Annotated in this window: 13 protein-coding genes; 11 read left to right on the forward strand and 2 right to left on the reverse strand. The window is 56.2% G+C overall.

What is annotated here, in order from left to right; genetic code table 11:
* The 4 genes from AAF465_14900 to AAF465_14915 form a co-directional block, all read left to right on the forward strand.
* The coding region (locus AAF465_14900; GenBank protein MEM7084015.1) for a glycine cleavage T C-terminal barrel domain-containing protein at positions 1-2,608 on the forward strand (2,608 nt) is incomplete at its 5' end.
* Positions 2,605-3,306 (forward strand): sarcosine oxidase, encoded by a 702-nt coding sequence (locus AAF465_14905; GenBank protein ID MEM7084016.1) that lies wholly within the window; start codon positions 2,605-2,607, stop codon positions 3,304-3,306. The genes AAF465_14900 and AAF465_14905, both read left to right, overlap by 4 nt.
* A gap of 56 nt (positions 3,307-3,362) precedes the next feature.
* Complete coding sequence (locus tag AAF465_14910; protein ID MEM7084017.1) at positions 3,363-4,706, forward strand: FAD-binding oxidoreductase; 1,344 nt, start codon at positions 3,363-3,365, stop codon at positions 4,704-4,706.
* 38 nt (positions 4,707-4,744) lie between these two features.
* Positions 4,745-5,722, forward strand: coding sequence for a LysR family transcriptional regulator (locus AAF465_14915; GenBank protein MEM7084018.1), 978 nt, complete (start codon positions 4,745-4,747; stop codon positions 5,720-5,722).
* Between the two features lie 75 nt (positions 5,723-5,797).
* On the opposite strand, the gene AAF465_14920 is transcribed toward AAF465_14915, so the two are convergent.
* Both AAF465_14920 and AAF465_14925 read right to left on the reverse strand, forming a co-directional pair.
* Positions 5,798-7,222 (reverse strand): aldehyde dehydrogenase family protein, encoded by a 1,425-nt coding sequence (locus AAF465_14920; GenBank protein ID MEM7084019.1) that lies wholly within the window; start codon positions 7,220-7,222, stop codon positions 5,798-5,800.
* Between the two features lie 54 nt (positions 7,223-7,276).
* Complete coding sequence (locus AAF465_14925; GenBank protein ID MEM7084020.1) at positions 7,277-8,383, reverse strand: aromatic ring-hydroxylating dioxygenase subunit alpha; 1,107 nt, start codon at positions 8,381-8,383, stop codon at positions 7,277-7,279.
* Positions 8,384-9,066: 683 nt separating this feature from the next.
* On the opposite strand from AAF465_14925, the gene AAF465_14930 reads away from it, so the two are divergent.
* From AAF465_14930 to AAF465_14960, 7 genes are all read left to right on the forward strand, one after another.
* Positions 9,067-10,605, forward strand: coding sequence for a trimethylamine methyltransferase family protein (locus tag AAF465_14930; GenBank protein MEM7084021.1), 1,539 nt, complete (start codon positions 9,067-9,069; stop codon positions 10,603-10,605).
* Between the two features lie 88 nt (positions 10,606-10,693).
* The gene (locus tag AAF465_14935; protein MEM7084022.1) at positions 10,694-11,419 is read left to right on the forward strand and encodes a B12-binding domain-containing protein; all 726 of its coding nucleotides are present in this window, start codon (positions 10,694-10,696) and stop codon (positions 11,417-11,419) included.
* The gene (locus AAF465_14940) at positions 11,403-12,008 is read left to right on the forward strand and encodes a DUF1638 domain-containing protein (protein ID MEM7084023.1); all 606 of its coding nucleotides are present in this window, start codon (positions 11,403-11,405) and stop codon (positions 12,006-12,008) included. Before AAF465_14935 ends, AAF465_14940 begins: the two co-directional genes overlap by 17 nt.
* Before the next feature lie 2 nt (positions 12,009-12,010).
* Positions 12,011-12,349 carry a virulence factor gene (locus AAF465_14945; protein MEM7084024.1) on the forward strand — a complete coding sequence of 113 codons (339 nt, stop codon included), beginning with the start codon at positions 12,011-12,013 and terminating at the stop codon, positions 12,347-12,349.
* A gap of 68 nt (positions 12,350-12,417) precedes the next feature.
* Positions 12,418-13,314 carry a dihydropteroate synthase gene (locus AAF465_14950; GenBank protein ID MEM7084025.1) on the forward strand — a complete coding sequence of 299 codons (897 nt, stop codon included), beginning with the start codon at positions 12,418-12,420 and terminating at the stop codon, positions 13,312-13,314.
* Between the two features lie 51 nt (positions 13,315-13,365).
* On the forward strand, positions 13,366-15,387 hold the full coding sequence (locus AAF465_14955; protein MEM7084026.1) for an ASKHA domain-containing protein: 2,022 nt from the start codon (positions 13,366-13,368) through the stop codon (positions 15,385-15,387).
* The gene (locus AAF465_14960; GenBank protein ID MEM7084027.1) at positions 15,384-16,496 is read left to right on the forward strand and encodes a dimethylsulfoniopropionate demethylase; all 1,113 of its coding nucleotides are present in this window, start codon (positions 15,384-15,386) and stop codon (positions 16,494-16,496) included. The genes AAF465_14955 and AAF465_14960 overlap by 4 nt, the downstream gene beginning before the upstream one ends.
* Positions 16,497-16,610: the final 114 nt, after the last annotated feature.

The raw sequence follows: 16,610 nt of genomic DNA on the forward strand, positions 1-16,610 counted from the left end.
CTATCGATTGCTCGGTTGGCTCAGCCGCTTTTTGCCGGTTGGGTTTTATTACAAAGCCTTTTTCAGACCAAAGGGCGCCTGGACCCACTGGGTAAAGCTGTTCCGGCCGTTGACCGGGTTGGGGCGTTTAGACGTGGCGTATCGTGCGCCGCGTTACGACAAGCGGTATCGATTTGTGGATGTTTTGGTGGTTGGTGGTGGCGTCGCCGGCATGGCGGCGGCGGCCAACGCCGCCTCGTACGGGCTCACCGTCATGCTGGTTGACGAACAGCCCGCGTTGGGTGGCGCTCATGCGTATGCGCGTGTTGATTCTGATGTGGCAAACGATATTCAGTCACTGTCTCGATTGGTTAACCAGGATGACCGTATCGAGGTATTAACCGACGCGGTCGCTAATGGCTGGTTTTCCGATCACTGGGTGCCGGTCGTGCAACATCAGACTCTGCACAAAGTCCGAGCTCGGCAGGTGATACTCGCGACCGGCGCCATCGAGCAACCCGCGGTGTTTCGCAATAACGATTTACCCGGCGTCATGATGGCGTCGGCGGCCCAGCGCTTGATGCGACTGTATGCCGTCAAACCGGGTCGTCGCGCCGTCGTTTTGACCAGTAACCGCTTTGGTTATCAAGCCGCCCTGGATTTACTTGATGCGGGTGTGACCGTAACGGCCGTCGTAGACGTGCGTCAATCGCCGCCGGCGTTGGAGCGACACGACATTGAACAACGAGGGGTGACCGTCCTAACGCACGGTATGGTTGTCGAGGCAATCGCCAATCGCGATGCCACCCATATCGCCGCCGTGATTCTCCAGTACGAGCACGAGGGCGACGTCAGAAAACAGCGTTTCGATGCCGATCTATTGTGTATGGCCGTTGGGTTCATGCCGACCTGGCAGCTTGCAGGTCAAGCGGGTGCGGCGCTTCGGTATGACGACACGCGCGCCGTATTCTCCGTCGAGCAGCTGCCGCCTGGTATGCACCTTGCGGGTGCTGTCAGCGGCCGGTTTGATCGGCAGCAGTCGATGCACAGCGGCGTGAGCGCCAGTCGTCTAGCCGCTGCGGCGCTTGATGTTGATCCAGATTCGTCGCAGCGTTTGTCGCCGGACGGAGAGGGACATGATGCCTTTGCGACGGCACAGGGCGACAGGAACGAAGCGTGGCCTTCACCGAACGCAACTTGGCCGATGAGTCATCACCCCAAAGGCAAAGCGTTTGTTGACATTGATGAGGATCTGCAAATCGATGATCTCATCCATGCGACGTTGGACGGCTATCGTGACATTCAGCTGGTTAAACGCTACACCACCTGCGGCATGGGACCTTCTCAAGGCCGGCTGTCGGCACTGGCCGCCGCGCGCATCGTGGCCAAAGCAAATGGGTGCACGGTCGCTGAAACGGGCGTGACAACTGCCCGCCCGCCGTATGCCGCCGAGCGATTGGCTCATAGCGCCGGACGTCGATTTTTCCCGCGACGCCTCAGCAGCATGCATGCCTGTCACGAACGCGCTGGTGCCACGTTTATGCAAGCCGGATTGTGGGAACGCCCAGCGTATTATTCAGCGGCTAACGACGCGAGAGCGGCGATCATACGTGAGGTGAATGCGGTCAGGCAGGGCGTGGGGTTGATCGATGTATCGACACTCGGTGGACTTGATATTCGTGGGTCGGACGCAGCGGAGTTCATCAATCGCCTTTATACATGGGGCTTTGTCAATCAGCCCGTTGGCCGAGCGCGATACGCGTTGATGACCGATGAAGCCGGTGTCGTGATTGATGACGGTGTTGCTTGCCGATTCGCAACCGACCACTACTACGTGACGGCGACGACCTCCGGTGTGGATCGTGTGTATCGCAACATGCTCAAGTGGAACGCGCAGTGGCGACTCGATGTGGACATCAGCAATGTGACGGGCGCGTGGGGTGCGGTCAATCTTGCGGGGCCGCGTGCTCGGGATGTGTTGCAGCGAGTGTGCGACCTTGCGCTGGATGCCGATGACTTTGGCTATATGGCCGTTCGGACAGGTGCCGTGGCTGGCATCGAAGCGCGGCTATTACGCGTCGGATTTGTCGGTGAACTGGGTTATGAAATTCATGTGCCGCAGTCGTGCGGAGAAGCGCTCTGGGAACGCCTGATGGAAGCCGGGACTGAGTTCGGCATTACGCCGTTTGGGGTGGAAGCACAGCGTGTGATGCGCTTGGAAAAAGGACACATCATCATCGGCCAGGATACCGATGCGATGAGCAATCCTTATGAGGTGTCGATGGGCTGGGCTGTGTCCACAAAGAAGCCTTTCTTTGTCGGTCATCGAACGTTGCGAGAGCTTTATGCGCGGGGCATCAAACGTCGGCTCGTTGGTTTTGCGTTGGATGCGGATGAGCAAACTCTGCCGAAGGAAAACCAACTCGTATTAAAGCAGGATGCCATGATTGGGCGCGTTACCTCCTGTGCTGAATCACCGACGCTTGGCTACGCTATCGGTTTGGCGTACGTCCCGTACGCGTATTCGGAGGATACACTGTGTATCAAGTGTGACGATGGCCAGCGGGTTAAGGCACGGATTGTCAGCGTGCCGTTTTACGACCCAAGTAACGAGCGACAAGCGCGATGAGCGTTTCATTTAGCGATCGCGTGCGGCGCAGTCTACTGGCTAAGACGCACGAGCGTAGTGGGGCCACTCTGCGCGTATGGCACGACCAGATTGTCGTTGCGCACTACGGAGCACCGCGAGACGAACGCGACGCCGCCGCGCATTTGGCGCTGTGTGATCTGTCGACACTTGATCGTACCGGGTTCAAAGGGCCTGACACACCGGCTTGGCTAGCCGATCAATCGGTGTCAATACCGTCAACACCCAACGCAGTGGTAGCGCAGTCGGGCTTGATAACCGCGAGACTGTCTTGGGAAGAGCACTTGTTCTTACGCGCGCCATTCAAGGCGCCTTCTGCGCATCCAATTTGGCAGGTCGAACCGCCCACCCATCGGGTGTATCCGCTTCCCCGGCAGGACAGTCATGCATGGCTTTATGTGTGTGGCGATCATGCACCACTCATGCTCAGCTATCTGTGCGCCGTCGATTTCAGTGACCCAGCGTTTACAGGCGTGGCACAAACCTCGGTGGCAAAACTCAATGCCATCGTCATACAGGATCCAACCAGCGCACGACCAGGGTTTCATTTGCTGTGCGATCAGCCCTCCGTGGACTATTGGTGGCAGGCAGTAATGGATGCGGCTGCGCCATTAAACGGGCAGGTCGTCGGTGTGGATGCACTGCTGGGCAGTACGCAAGAGCAATTCGTAACAGACTAATAGGCGACGCAAGCAAAGTAATCCTGCGCCGCGCTTAAAACTTAGGAGAACGGAACATGTCATTACCAACGCACCGACGTTATGTCATCATCGGCGCCGGTATTCACGGATTGAGTACGGCCTATCACTTGGCCATACAGCTGAAGAGCGCCGGTCAGGGAGACGGTCGGGACATCGTGGTGTTGGACAAGAGTCGCACAGGGGCGGGCGCGTCGGGGATTGCGTGTGGTGTGGTACGCAATAACTACTTTCAGCCGGCCATGCGAGAGCTCATGGCGCACAGTGTGGAAGTGTGGGAGAGCGACGCTGAGTGCTATAGCTATCATCCGGTTGGCTATATGCAGATTAGTCCAGAGTCGATGCACAACGATGTGCGCACCATCTACTCCCAGCAACAGGCAATTGGCTATTCCTCGACGTTTATTGAGGGCGAGAAAGACTGCCACCAGTACATGACCGGCCTCTTTGACGACTGGCAGGCCAAAGGGATTACGTCTGTCCTACATGAGCACAAAGGCGGGTACGCCAACAACCAGCGATCGCTGGAGGGTCTGGCTGCGAAAGCCGCAGCCGAGGGCGTTGAAATCTATGCGCCGGTGCAGGTGATGGAAATTGAACGGGACGGTGTCGGCGCGGTAAAGCGGGTGAACACTGATCAGGGGGCGATCGACTGCGACTATTTGGTGGTCGGTGTGGGTCCTTGGGTAAAGTCGATCTGGGAAATGCTCGATTTGCCGCAGTCGATTTCGATTCGCAATCCGCAAACGGGTGAGCTGACTCACGACATACCGATGTGGGTATATTGGTCGTTGCAGGAGGGCACGCTCGGTGTCGATCCGATGCTGCAGCGGACCAATTCAGGGGCATTGCCGCCTGTGGTGCATGTGGACAGCGACGCGCCGCTGTATTGCGATGAAACCGGGGAGTTGATCACCGACAAAATGTGGGGAATCTACTACAAGCCTGATTTTCATTTCGGTGGTGTGCAAGGTGGGGCAGCGCCCTTCATTGTTGACAAGCCCGCTGACGAAATCAGTGTCGATCCCTACGGCCCAGAATCCCCTGAGTTCATCGTGGGCTCAGAATTTGCGCGCATGTGGACATCGGCACTCGCGCACTGCCAAAAGCGCTTTAGCGGCACGCGGAGCGCCTTTAGTCAAGAACCTTCGGGTGGTATCGGTGCCTTCACGCCGGATAGTTTTCCGGTATTCGACGAATTTTTCGAGAATTGCTATGTGATTGCCGACTCGAATCATGGCTACAAAATGCTGGGCGTCGGTAAGCTTGTGGCCGAAAAGGTGATGGGCGGGTCGCCATCGTTGCTGACACCGTTTGCGTTTGATCGGTACGAAAAGGGTACACTGCATCCTGTCTCGAGCAGTCCATTTCCCTGGAGCTGATCGGAGCAAATCGATGTGAATGGCTTGATGGTAGCGATATGAAGCAAGAGGGCCTAATTGATCTGAGCGCACTGAGAATCTTCTCGGTGGTCGCAGAGAGTACTACGCTTACTCAAGCTGCAACACGTCTTGGTGTCACACAGTCCGCGGTGTCGCAGGCCATCAAGCAAATCGAACAGCTCACCCAAACCACTTTGGTGGTGCGGCGGTCTCGACCAATCAAGCTAACGCCTTCAGGCGTTGTGTTGCGTGATTATGCGGTGCGCATGCTGAGCGAATCGCGCACGATGATGCACGATGTGCGGATGGCTGCAAGAAGTTCACTGGGACGACTCAATATTGGGGTGATCGATTCGTTTGGCGACATGATGGGGCGACAGCTGATTGAGCGTGCCGAACCATTAGCGGCGCGCCTTGCGCTACGCACCGGCATCGTGCCGACTTTGTCCCAAGCACTCATCGACGGTGATCTGGACGTGTTTTTTACCAGCGATCAGCTGCCGGATCATCCTGAGTTCGGCGCGTTCCCGGTTTTGCGCGATCCGTTTGTACTGTTGGTACCCGCGTCTTTTCGACCCAAATGCGCCGTAACGGCTGCCGATATGGTCAACAAAATGCCGTTTATTCGCTATGACCGACAGTCGAGTATCGGTCGCTTTGTTGATTTGATTGGTCGGCGCGAAGGCATCGAGTTGGATGCGCAGTTGGAAGTGGATAGTACCCGCACGATGATGAAATTTGTCCAGGCTGGCAAAGCCTGGACGATCACATCGGCTATGTGCTTTATCCGTTATCCGGAGTTACTCGATGACATTCGCATCATTGAGCTTGGCCGAAGCGGCAACGCGCGAAGCGTGTGTTTGCTGCATCGGCATCGTGAACTGGGGGATGTGCCGCGACAGCTTGCCCAAATCAGTCGTGAGTTGTTCGACGACAAAGTCGTCCCCGAAATTATTCGGCACGCACCTTGGCTGGACGGACACGTTCATTCCATTTCCGATATGCCGATCATTTAAAAAAGACCACGTGCGAAGGCAGAGCGGAGTGCGCGGCGCGGCCAGAGCCGCCAACAGGGCGCTGCGCGAAACCGCTTACCGATTGAGTCGAATAGCGACGTTTTTAGTGCGAACGTAGGTATACAGCGCCTCGAGACCCTTCTCACGACCGTATCCAGACATTTTTACGCCGCCAAAGGGTGTGGCGATGCCGCCAGCGTACCATTCGTTTACAAACACTTGCCCCGCCTGAAGGGATTGGGCGGCCCGTAGGCTACGCGACAGATCCTGGGTGAACACCCCGGCCACAAGCCCGTAGTCAGTGGCGTTGGCCAGGTGATACGCCTCCTGTTCGTCATCGAAGGGCGTGACGGCGATCACCGGACCAAACACTTCATTCGAAAAAATTGCCATGTCCGGTGTTACGTCAGCAAATACTGTTGGGTGTACAAAAAACCCTTCTCGTTCTGGTGCGTTACCGCCGCACACGACGCGTGCGCCATCCTGCACGGCTTTCGCACAGTGAGCCAGCACCTGTTGTTGTTGCGTTTGGGACGCGAGCGGCGTGACGACATGATTGTCGATGCCGGGTCCGAGTGTGAACGTGTCGACCATGGCAGCGACACGCGCGATCACTTCTTCATAGCGGCTGCGCGAAACGAGCAAGCGAGACATGGCCGAACACACCTGGCCTGAGTTGAAAAAGATGCCCCACCGAATACTGTCGAGTAAGCCCTCAATATCCGCATCGTCAAATACAACGGCCGCCGATTTTCCACCGAGTTCCATCACGCATGGTACGGCGCGCTGCGCGGCGCTTCGCATGATCGCTTGTCCGGTTTTCACGGAACCGGTGAATACAATCTGATCCACGCCGGCGTGGCCAACCAAGTGCGCGCCGGCCTTGTGGCCATAGCCACACAGCAAATTAAAGGCACCCGCCGGCACGTCCGCGTCTGCGCACGCATCGGCGATCAATGTACAGGCCAACGGACACAACTCGGGGGTTTTGGCGATTACCGCATTTCCGCTAGCGAGTGCCGGTGCAGCCGATCGCGCAGTAAGTGACACCGGAAAATTCCATGGAACGATTTGTGCCGACACGCCATGCGGCTCGTAAAGCGTAAAGTCCAAGTAGTCGGGGCCAAGCGGAATCGACTTTCCTTCCAGTTTGTCCGCCATGCCCGCGTAATAGTCGAAATAGTCTGCCGCCTCGTTGATTTCGTCTACGCTGTCGCTCAACGATTTTCCGTTCTCCAGCGTCAGTAGCCGCGCGCCCTCGTCTTGGCGTGCGCGCAGAGCGTCAGCAATATCGTGTAGCCAGCGACCGCGTTGGGCCGGTTTAATGCGGGTCAGTAAGCCTTGATCAACACATTGGCGAGCGGCGGCAACGGCGTCTTCCACATGCGTGGTGTGTGCCTCGGCGACACGACCCATCGGAGCGCCCGTCGCTGGATCGTCGATGATGATATGCGTGTCGCTATCGACCTGGCGGCCATTGATAAAATTTAGGTAATTCATAGTCACATGATCGCTGCTTGGTGGCGACGTTGTCACGTCGGTGCGGGGCTGAACTTACCGCGCGGCGTCCAGATAGCGCGCGGCGACCCAATTGTGGAAGTGGTGACTAGGTCCGTCAAGCACAGGTGAGAATGAGCCGCCGGTGAATGCTGGCGATTCTCGACCCTGCTGCATACTTTCAATCGCAAAAATGTCCTCGGTGAACACTTCACGCCACGCTTCGAGTACGGCTTTTCGACAATCGGCATATTGCGTGTCGCCGGCCTCTTGACCAACATACATCAAGCGCAGCGATTCGTGTGTGGTCGAGGCGCTGGTGGGCGTTAGAATAATTGCGAACACATGATCGACCTGTGCGCCGAGAAGAACATTTGGATACAGCGACACATATTCGGCCTGGGTAATTTGTGCTTCGGGCCAATGCGCGAATCGAGGCAGGTACGTACCGGCGACCTCAGACAGCGTGTACTTGTAGCTACCTTGTCCCGATGCATTATTGCCGATGGTTAAATTATAGTGCTCATCAAGCGGTGAATAACTGTTCAAACCCGGATGCACCCAGGGGAGGTGGTAAGCTTCGCAGTAATTTTCGACGGCCAGCTTCCAATTGCAGTTGACCTCCAGTTCCAGCTGGCTGCCATCGGTTGCCGGCACCACGTCGTCGAAGCCACTGCGTCCGACAAAGGGTTCCCATCGTTTCAGCAGCGGCTCAATGAAGTCATCAAAGCTGGGCGCGTCACCGGACAAATTGACAAACACCATGCCCAACCACACGCGACTCCGCACCGGCTTGAGGCCTTTGCCTTCGCGGCTGAATCCCTCGGCGTCGTGATGGTTGACGCCGCCGATATGCGGCGTTGCGCGCAACGCACCGTCTAAGCCATAACACCAGCTGTGGTAGCGGCACTGAATGACAGGTTTTGCGGGGCCTTCTTCCGCCACAAGCACCATGCCACGGTGGCTGCAGACGTTATGAAAGACCTCAATGTCGTTTTGCTTGTTGCGCACCACCAGCAGCGGGATGCCCATAAAATTATAGGGCTTCAGATAACCAGGCTTAATCAACTCGTCGACAAAACCGATGGCGACCCAGGTTGAACTGAGAACATGATCGCGCTCGAAGCGGAAAAAGTCGTCATCGCGATAGGCCTCATTGGGCATGCCGCTGGCCTGTTCAATCGGCTGGCGCACGCGCTCAATAGCGGCCTTAATTTCGTCAGTGATCAGTGCGGTCACAGTCTGTCCTCAACCTGATGATGCGTTTCTTTCTAGCACAGCCAGCGCCGCTCTGAAAACACTATCGTTCCAGATCTTTCAGAAGAATGGTTAATGGCGTCCCGGGCCTTATGTCGCGTTGTCTTGACGCATCCAAACCACCGGTAACGGTGAGTACCGGCGATTCATCGCCACGTGAGATTGACAGGTACGTTGTGGTTGAACGGCGGGAAAACCGTTGAATTCGGCGCCATGCCATTCACTTCGAGAGTAAACCGGTTCTAATGAAAGGGCTGAATCGGTGTCTGCACAGACTGCTGCAAACGGTGCGTAAGAGGGGTGTCGGCTCGCAGAATAGCGAGCGGCCGTGCGGTGAAAGGGGTCGTTTTAACCGGCAACTGGCCTGGCCGAATACGCGGAGTGGCAACGTGCACCGAGGCGCTGTTCAGACTGTCATTGTCGGAATTTGGATATCGGTTATCACATAATAAACAGGGGGTTACAAAACATCCGTGTCGGATATATCTAAGTGTGTGTCGTGCCGATGTAGGCAGCTCCCCATAAAGCGTAGCAAACTCGCTAAATCATAGACTTAGCGCTTTTTCCGAGATAGGCGTACGAGGACCGATATGACGGCAAGAAGAAGACGCTCCGGAGGCGGACGCCGCGCGAAACACGCGTCACGCCAAGAGGATCAGCTCCAGATCCGTGCCTACATTGATCGGAACATTCCTTACTTCGATATGTTGTCGGATGAGGCGCTCGAGACCATCGAATACAACGCGGATACGGTGCTTGAGGAAGTGGGTATTAACTTTCTTGAAACACCCGACGCGTTGGCACTATGGCGTGACGCTGGTGCGGATGTCGACGGTGAACGGGTGCGTTTTCCACGTGGCTTGTGCCGAAAGATTATTCAGGACTCGGCACCCGCAGAATTTACTCAGCACGCGCGCAATCCGATGCGGTCAACGGTCATCGGAGGAAAACGCACAGTCTTGGTTCCGGCCTACGGACCGCCGTTTGTTCGTGACCTGGACAAGGGTCGGCGCTACGCGACGTTGGAAGACTTTCAGAACTTTGTGAAGCTTGCTTACCTTTCGCCTGGGTTGCACCACTCGGGCGGCACGGTGTGCGAACCGGTTGAACTACCTGTCAATAAGCGTCATTTCGACATGGTGTACAGCCACCTGAAATACAGCGACAAACCCTTCATGGGGTCGGTGACCCATGAGAGTCGCGCGCAAGACTCTGTGGACATGTGCAAGCTCGTGTTCGGTGAAGAGTTCGCGATGAACAACACGGTTATGACCAGCTTGATCAACGTCAACTCACCCATGGCTTTTGATAGCCTGATGCTCGGATCGGCCCGTGTTTACGCGGAAAATATGCAGGCGACGGTGATCTCGCCGTTTATTGTGGCTGGCGCAATGTCGCCGGTGACTGTGGCCGGAACGGTCACGCAGATCTTGGCGGAAGCGCTTGCCGGCATGGCCTACACGCAGCTCGTTCGACCTGGCGCGCCGGTCGTGTTTGGCACGTTCTCTAGCGCAATGTCGATGCAGTCTGGCGCGCCGACGTTTGGTACGTCGGAGCCGAGTCTTGTGCTCTACGCCGCGGCGCAGCTGGCGCGTCGTCTCGGCGTGCCGTTTCGCAGCGGCGGCGGGTTGTGTGCCTCAAAGATGGCCGACGCCCAAGCGGCGTACGAAGCCGCCAACACGCTGCAAACCGCGGCGCTCGCGGGCGTCAATTTTATGCTGCACACAGCCGGCTGGCTCGAGGGTGGGCTGGTCATGAGTTACGAGAAATTCGTCATGGATGCCGATCAGGCCGCGATGATTTCAATCCTGCTTAACGGTGTCGATATGAGCGACAACGGTCAGGCTCTGGATGCGATTCGAGAAACCGGTCCCGGCGCGCATTATCTCGGCTCAGCGCACACTCAAGCGAATTTTGAAACGGCGTTTTACCGCTCAACCATTGCCGATAACAATAGCTTCGAACAATGGACAGAGGATGGCGAACTCGACGCCGCGCAGCGTGCAAACGGCGTGTGGAAAAGTATGTTGGCCGATTACGTAGCGCCCGCCATTGATCCGGCGATCGATGAGGCGCTAATCGACTACATGACGCGCCGCAAAGCCGAATTTCCGGATATGAACTACTAGAAACTGTGACATCAATGCAGGAGCATCGAGCTCCTCATTGCTACGGTAGGTGTCGACATTGGCACCTGGATAAACCGAGGATCGAACGATGAATGACGATACCGTACAGCCCAATCAACACGACGACGAAGAAGAACTCAATCTGTCGGAGTTATCGACGGAAGAGTTGGTCGAGCAAATGCACGATGACCTCTACGATGGACTTAAAGAAGAAGTCGAAGAGGGAACCCAAATTTTGCTCGACCGCGACTGGAGTGCCGAAAGAGTGCTGAATGAAGCATTGGTCGCGGGCATGAAAATTGTTGGCATTGATTTTCGCGACGGCATTTTGTTTGTTCCCGAGGTGCTGCTGGCCGCCAACGCGATGAAAGGCGGCATGGCGATTCTTCGACCCCTGCTTGCCGAGACCGGGGCTAAGCCCATTGGCAAAATGGTGATTGGTACGGTGAAAGGGGATATACACGATATCGGGAAAAATCTCGTTGCCATGATGCTGGAAGGCGCTGGGTTTGAAGTGATCGATATCGGAATTAATAACGCGGTCGAAGATTATTTCGAAGCGATCGAGGAACACAAGCCCGATATCCTGGGTATGTCTGCATTGCTCACGACCACGATGCCCTATATGAAAGTGGTGATTGATGAGATGGTCGCGCGAGGTGTGCGTGAGGACTACATTGTGTTGGTCGGGGGCGCACCGCTCAATGAAGAGTTTGGCACGGCAGTCGGTGCCGATGGCTACTGCCGAGACGCAGCGGAAGCGGCCAACATGGCGACCCGCATGGTAGAAGAGCGACGTGCCGCAGCCGGCTAAAACCCTATTGGTGATCGCGTGCGGAGCCATTGCTCGCGAGATTCATCAGTTAAAAACGCTCAATAATTGGGAGCATATGGCATTGCAAGCCATTGATGCCAGCCTTCATTTCACGCCCGAGAAGATCGCCCCGGCGGTGCGCGCTAAGCTCGAAGAGGCGCAGCACCAATTCGAGCGCATTTACGTTGCCTTTGCCGATTGCGGAACGTACGGCGCGCTTGATTCTGTGTTGGGTGATTTCAGTGGGGTAGAGCGTTTGCCTGGTCTGCATTGCTACGCAAGCTTTGCCGGGCAGGCGGAGTACGAGCGATTGCATGACGAGGACCCTGGGACGTTTTATCTGACCGATTTCCTCGTGCAACATTTTGAGCGATTTGTCGTTAAGGCCTTACGGTTTGATGAGCACCCCGAACTCAAAGAGATGTTCTTCGGAAACTACAATCGCGTCGTTTACCTTGCGCAAACGCGTAATGCCAAGCTCGAACAGCGCGCCCGTGATATCGCCGAGTACCTGAACCTACGCTACGAAGAATCGTACACGGGTTACGGTGAGCTCGTTCCTGAACTAAACGCGTTCGTAGGGGTTTAACGATGCCGGCCGCTAAACAGATTGTTGTCTATTGGCGCGATATTCCCTCGCAGGTCATCGTTAAGCAGCGTCGTACCAGCGGAAAGGCCATGCTCAGCGAACGGTTTCAGGTTGCGATCGACCGAGCCGCAATGCGCGCGGGCAAAGGCGGCAGTGACGCCTACATCGCCGAATGGCGACGCGTCAGCGAGGCTTACTCTGGTGATGAAGATTTTCAGCACGTCGCTCAGCGCAAGGCGGATGAACTTGAACTCGAGTATTCCGATAGTCGCTTGGCTGCGCTAGTAAAGAACAACGGTAATTCCGAAGATAAGCCCAAAGATGCGTCGGTAAACGACTAATCGATGATTGAGTACACATTGTCGAACAGAACGCCCTTGGTGCGACATCGACACGACGGAGAACGAACATGACGACCACGCTAATTAGCTCGGCCACCCGCGAAGTCAAGATCGGTTTTGATCAGCCTTTTGTGATTATTGGCGAACGCATAAACCCGACAGGCCGAAAAATTTTGGCGGAGGAAATGAAGAATGGCGATTACAGTCGGGTCGAGGCGGACGCACTCGCACAGGTTGCCGCCGGAGCGCATATGCTCGATGTGAATGCAGGCATCCCATTGGCCGATGAACCGGCCATCCTCGCCGATTGCGTCAAGCTCGTGCAATCGATCACCGATGTACCATTGTCGATTGATTCATCGATCATCGCTGCCTTGGAAAGTGGCCTATCGGTGTATCAAGGTAAAGCGCTGGTCAATTCGGTGACCGGCGAAGACGAAGTGTTGGAGTCGGTGCTACCGCTCGTGGCCAAACACGGTGCCGCCGTCGTGGCGATCTCCAATGACGAAACCGGCATCTCGGAAGACCCAAACGTTCGTTTCGAGGTCGCAAAGAAGATTGTCGAGCGCGCAGCCGACTACGGCATTCCGCATAACGATGTGGTCGTCGATCCGTTGGTGATGCCAATTGGTGCAATCAACACATCCGGTAAGCAGGTCATGCATATTGTGCGCCGACTCCGTGAGGAACTAAAAGTGAACACAACCTGCGGCGCATCGAATGTGAGTTTCGGATTGCCGAACCGCAACGGTATTAATAGCGCTTTTCTAACGATGTCGATTGCAGCCGGCATGACGTCCGCCATCACAAGTCCATTGCATGAGGAAGTGATGCAGGCCGTACTCGGTGCGGATGTCATGATGGGCAATGACCCAGATTGTGCGAACTGGATTCGCAAATACCGTGAGCCAACGGCAGAGGGCGCCGGTGGCCGTCGTGGCGGTCGCCGCCGACGTGCCAGCTGACGGCACCCCAACACTAAGGGGCGGACATTGAGTCTGGCGCGCGTTGTGTTCATGCCCAGCGGTAAGCGGGGCGATTTTGAAACGGGCACCGCCGTGTTGGATGCGGCGCGCAAGCTGGGTGTCGATATCGATTCCGTATGCGGGGGCCGAGCGTTGTGCGGTCGTTGTCAGGTCCAATGCATGTCGGGCGATTTTCCAAAACACGGAATTCGTTCAAGCGCTGACCACCTTTCAGACATGTCGAACAGTGAACGGCACTACGGCCCGAAAGGGCGTCGTAAATTGCCCGACGATCGTCGCCTCAGCTGCCAGGCGTTAATCACCGGGGACGTAGTAATCGACGTCCCGTCCACCAGTCAAGTGCATCGTCAATTAGTGCGAAAGTCGGCCGACAGCCGAGACATCGTGCTAGATACTGCGGTTCGATTGCATTACGTGCGTGTGGCGGAAGCGGACATGCACGAACCGAAAGGCGATTTTCAGCGCCTGTGCGAGGCGCTCGAATCAGAATGGGGATTGACCGATCTCACGTGCGATCTGAAGGTGCTGCAAACACTTCAGCCCATATTGCGTCAGGGTCAGTGGCGGGTGTCAGTGGCGGTGCACAGCGGATCCCGAATCATTGCGGTGTGGCCTGAATTTAAGCGCGCTGTTTTTGGCGTTGCGGTGGATGTGGGATCGACGACAGTCGCCGCGCATCTGGTCAATCTTACCACCGGCGATATCCTTGGTTCCGACGGGCTCATGAATCCACAAATTCGCTTTGGTGAAGACCTCATGAGTCGCGTGTCCTACGTCATGATGCATCCGGAAGGTGTCGGCGAGATGACCGATGCGATTCGCACAGGGTTGAAGGCGCTCGTATACGCGCTAGTCGATGCGCATGACGACGTGACCATCGACGACGTGTTGGAGCTGACTATCGTTGGCAATCCGGTCATGCATCATCTGATTCTTGGCATCGACCCGGTTGAGCTTGGCGGCGCGCCTTTTGCACTCGCGACGGATGCGGCCATTGAGTTGTGGGCGACCGAAATCGATCTGCCGGTCAACCCCGGGGCGCGCATTTACTTCTTGCCGTGTATTGCCGGCCATGTTGGGGCGGACTCGGCGGCGGTTGTTTTAAGCGAAGCACCACAATCTTCCGATGAACTGACGCTGTTGGTTGATTTGGGAACAAACGCTGAGATTGTGCTTGGAAATCGTGAACGTTTGTTGGCGTGCTCAAGCCCCACGGGCCCGGCGTTCGAGGGGGCTCAGATAAGTTGCGGACAGCGAGCGGCACCCGGCGCCATTGAACGAGTACGCATTAATCGCGATACGTTAGAGCCGCGCTTTCAGGTAATTGGCAGTGATAAGTGGTCGGATGAGCCGGGGTTTGCCGAGTCAATCCAAGGTTCCGGCGTGACGGGCATCTGTGGGTCGGGAATTATCGAGGTGGTGGCCGAAATGTTCTTGGCCGGCATCATTACCGTAGACGGTGTGGTCAACGGTGCGTTGGCCGCGGAAAACGCCCGCATTGAAGAAGACGAGCGCACGTATTCCTATGTGCTGCACGACGGTGACATTCGAATTACCGTCACGCAAAACGACATCCGCCAAATCCAGCTGGCCAAAGCGGCACTTCATGCGGGCGTCAGTTTGCTCATGGATCATTACGGGGCGCGCGATATCAATCGAATTCGCCTAGCGGGTGCGTTTGGCAGTCACATTGATGTCAAGCACGCCATGGTGTTGGGTCTAATTCCCGATTGTGAACTGGAAAACGTGGCCTCGGTGGGGAATGCCGCCGGCAAAGGCGCGCTGATGGCGCTGCTGAATCAGGCGTCTCGCCGCAACATCGAACAGGTGGTTCGTCGCATCGAAAAGATTGAAACGGCGGTAGAACCAAAGTTTCAGCAGTATTTCGTTGACGCCATGGCGATTCCGAATAAATCCGACCCCTACACTAAACTTTTTCAACAGGTTGAAAGGCCGGCACCGCGCGCGGTGCCCGATGCGGGCCCATCATCCGGACCACGTCGACGCCGGCGACGCAAGTCTCGTTCATCTTCTCAGGAGGGGGCATCATGAAAACCGTACCTATTTCACTGGCACGCCGTGTGCGCGAGACGCCATTTGAAAAACGCATGCTCGCCAATAATCCAGGCGGCCTGTCCGTCTACAACCACATGACCATACCGACAGTGTTTGAGTCGATGGAAGCCGATTACGCACATTTATGCGAACACGTGCAAATCTGGGATGTGGCGTGCGAGCGGCAAGTAGAGGTCAACGGGCCGGATGCATTGAAATTGGTTGAGCTGTGTACGCCGCGCGACCTGTCCGATATGAGCATCGGTCAGGGCCGCTATGCGCCGCTGGTTGATGAGTTTGGCGGCATCGTCAACGACCCCATTATCTTGAAACTCGCACAAGACCGTTATTGGGTGTCGATTGCGGATTCAGACGTGTTGTTGTGGATGAAAGGCCTGGCGGCTGGGCTGAAACTTGATGTGTCGTTATTTGAGCCCGACGTCAGTCCGCTGGCGGTACAGGGACCGAAAGCCGATGATCTGATGGCGGAGATCGTCGGCGAACAGGTACGCGCCATTCGTTTTTTTTGGTTTATCGAAACCACAATTAGCGGCGCGCCCGTCGTCATTGCGCGCTCGGGATGGAGCGGGCAGGGCGGCTTTGAACTCTACCTTCAGGACAGTCGTTTCGGTTCCACGCTATGGGACACCGTTTTTGACGCCGGACGCAAATTCAACATTCGGGCGGGTTGTCCAAACCTTATTGAGCGCCTTGAGTCGGGGCTGCTGTCGTATGGCAACGACATGACGCTAAACGAGAACCCCTTTGAATGTGGATTAGACGCGTTTTTTAAATTGGGCAAAGATGCGGAGTACCTCTGCCGCGACGCACTGGAACGCATTGCGCGAGATGGCCCTGCCAAGCGGCTGGTCAAGCTCAAAATTCACAGCGAAGGGCCGATCGCGATGCGAAGTACACTCGATGTTGTGTGTGGCGATGAGACGGTCGGCACAGTGACCAGTCAAGCGTATTCGCAAAAACACGGTTCCGTCTTGTCGCTCGCCTATATCGATTCAACCGTGCTAGCCACCGATCCGACCGTCGACGTGATTGGTGAACACGGCACGCGATTGTCGGCCACGATATGCAGTCCGAGCTGGGGATAGTTTCGCCTATTGCATTGCAGCGTGATCGGTTTGACGAAAATGCTTGCGAGCAACGAAAAGTGAGTGATAAAACGAAAAGGGGAATCGTTAAACAGAAGGAAATGAGTGAACAAG

The organism is Pseudomonadota bacterium, assembly GCA_039028935.1.
Taxonomy (GTDB): Bacteria; Pseudomonadota; Gammaproteobacteria; order Steroidobacterales; family SZUA-146; genus SZUA-146.

Bases quoted from the DNA above. Each gene is read 5' to 3' on its own strand.
- AAF465_14905 (MEM7084016.1), top strand. From the start codon at position 2,605: ATGAGCGTTTCATTTAGCGATCGCGTGCGGCGCAGTCTACTGGCTAAG.
- AAF465_14910 (MEM7084017.1), top strand. From the start codon at position 3,363: ATGTCATTACCAACGCACCGACGTTATGTCATCATCGGCGCCGGTATT.
- AAF465_14915 (MEM7084018.1), top strand. From the start codon at position 4,745: ATGAAGCAAGAGGGCCTAATTGATCTGAGCGCACTGAGAATCTTCTCG.
- AAF465_14920 (MEM7084019.1), bottom strand. From the start codon at position 7,222: ATGAATTACCTAAATTTTATCAATGGCCGCCAGGTCGATAGCGACACG.
- AAF465_14925 (MEM7084020.1), bottom strand. From the start codon at position 8,383: ATGCCCAATGAGGCCTATCGCGATGACGACTTTTTCCGCTTCGAGCGC.
- AAF465_14930 (MEM7084021.1), top strand. From the start codon at position 9,067: ATGACGGCAAGAAGAAGACGCTCCGGAGGCGGACGCCGCGCGAAACAC.
- AAF465_14935 (MEM7084022.1), top strand. From the start codon at position 10,694: ATGAATGACGATACCGTACAGCCCAATCAACACGACGACGAAGAAGAA.
- AAF465_14945 (MEM7084024.1), top strand. From the start codon at position 12,011: ATGCCGGCCGCTAAACAGATTGTTGTCTATTGGCGCGATATTCCCTCG.
- AAF465_14950 (MEM7084025.1), top strand. From the start codon at position 12,418: ATGACGACCACGCTAATTAGCTCGGCCACCCGCGAAGTCAAGATCGGT.
- AAF465_14955 (MEM7084026.1), top strand. From the start codon at position 13,366: ATGCCCAGCGGTAAGCGGGGCGATTTTGAAACGGGCACCGCCGTGTTG.
- AAF465_14960 (MEM7084027.1), top strand. From the start codon at position 15,384: ATGAAAACCGTACCTATTTCACTGGCACGCCGTGTGCGCGAGACGCCA.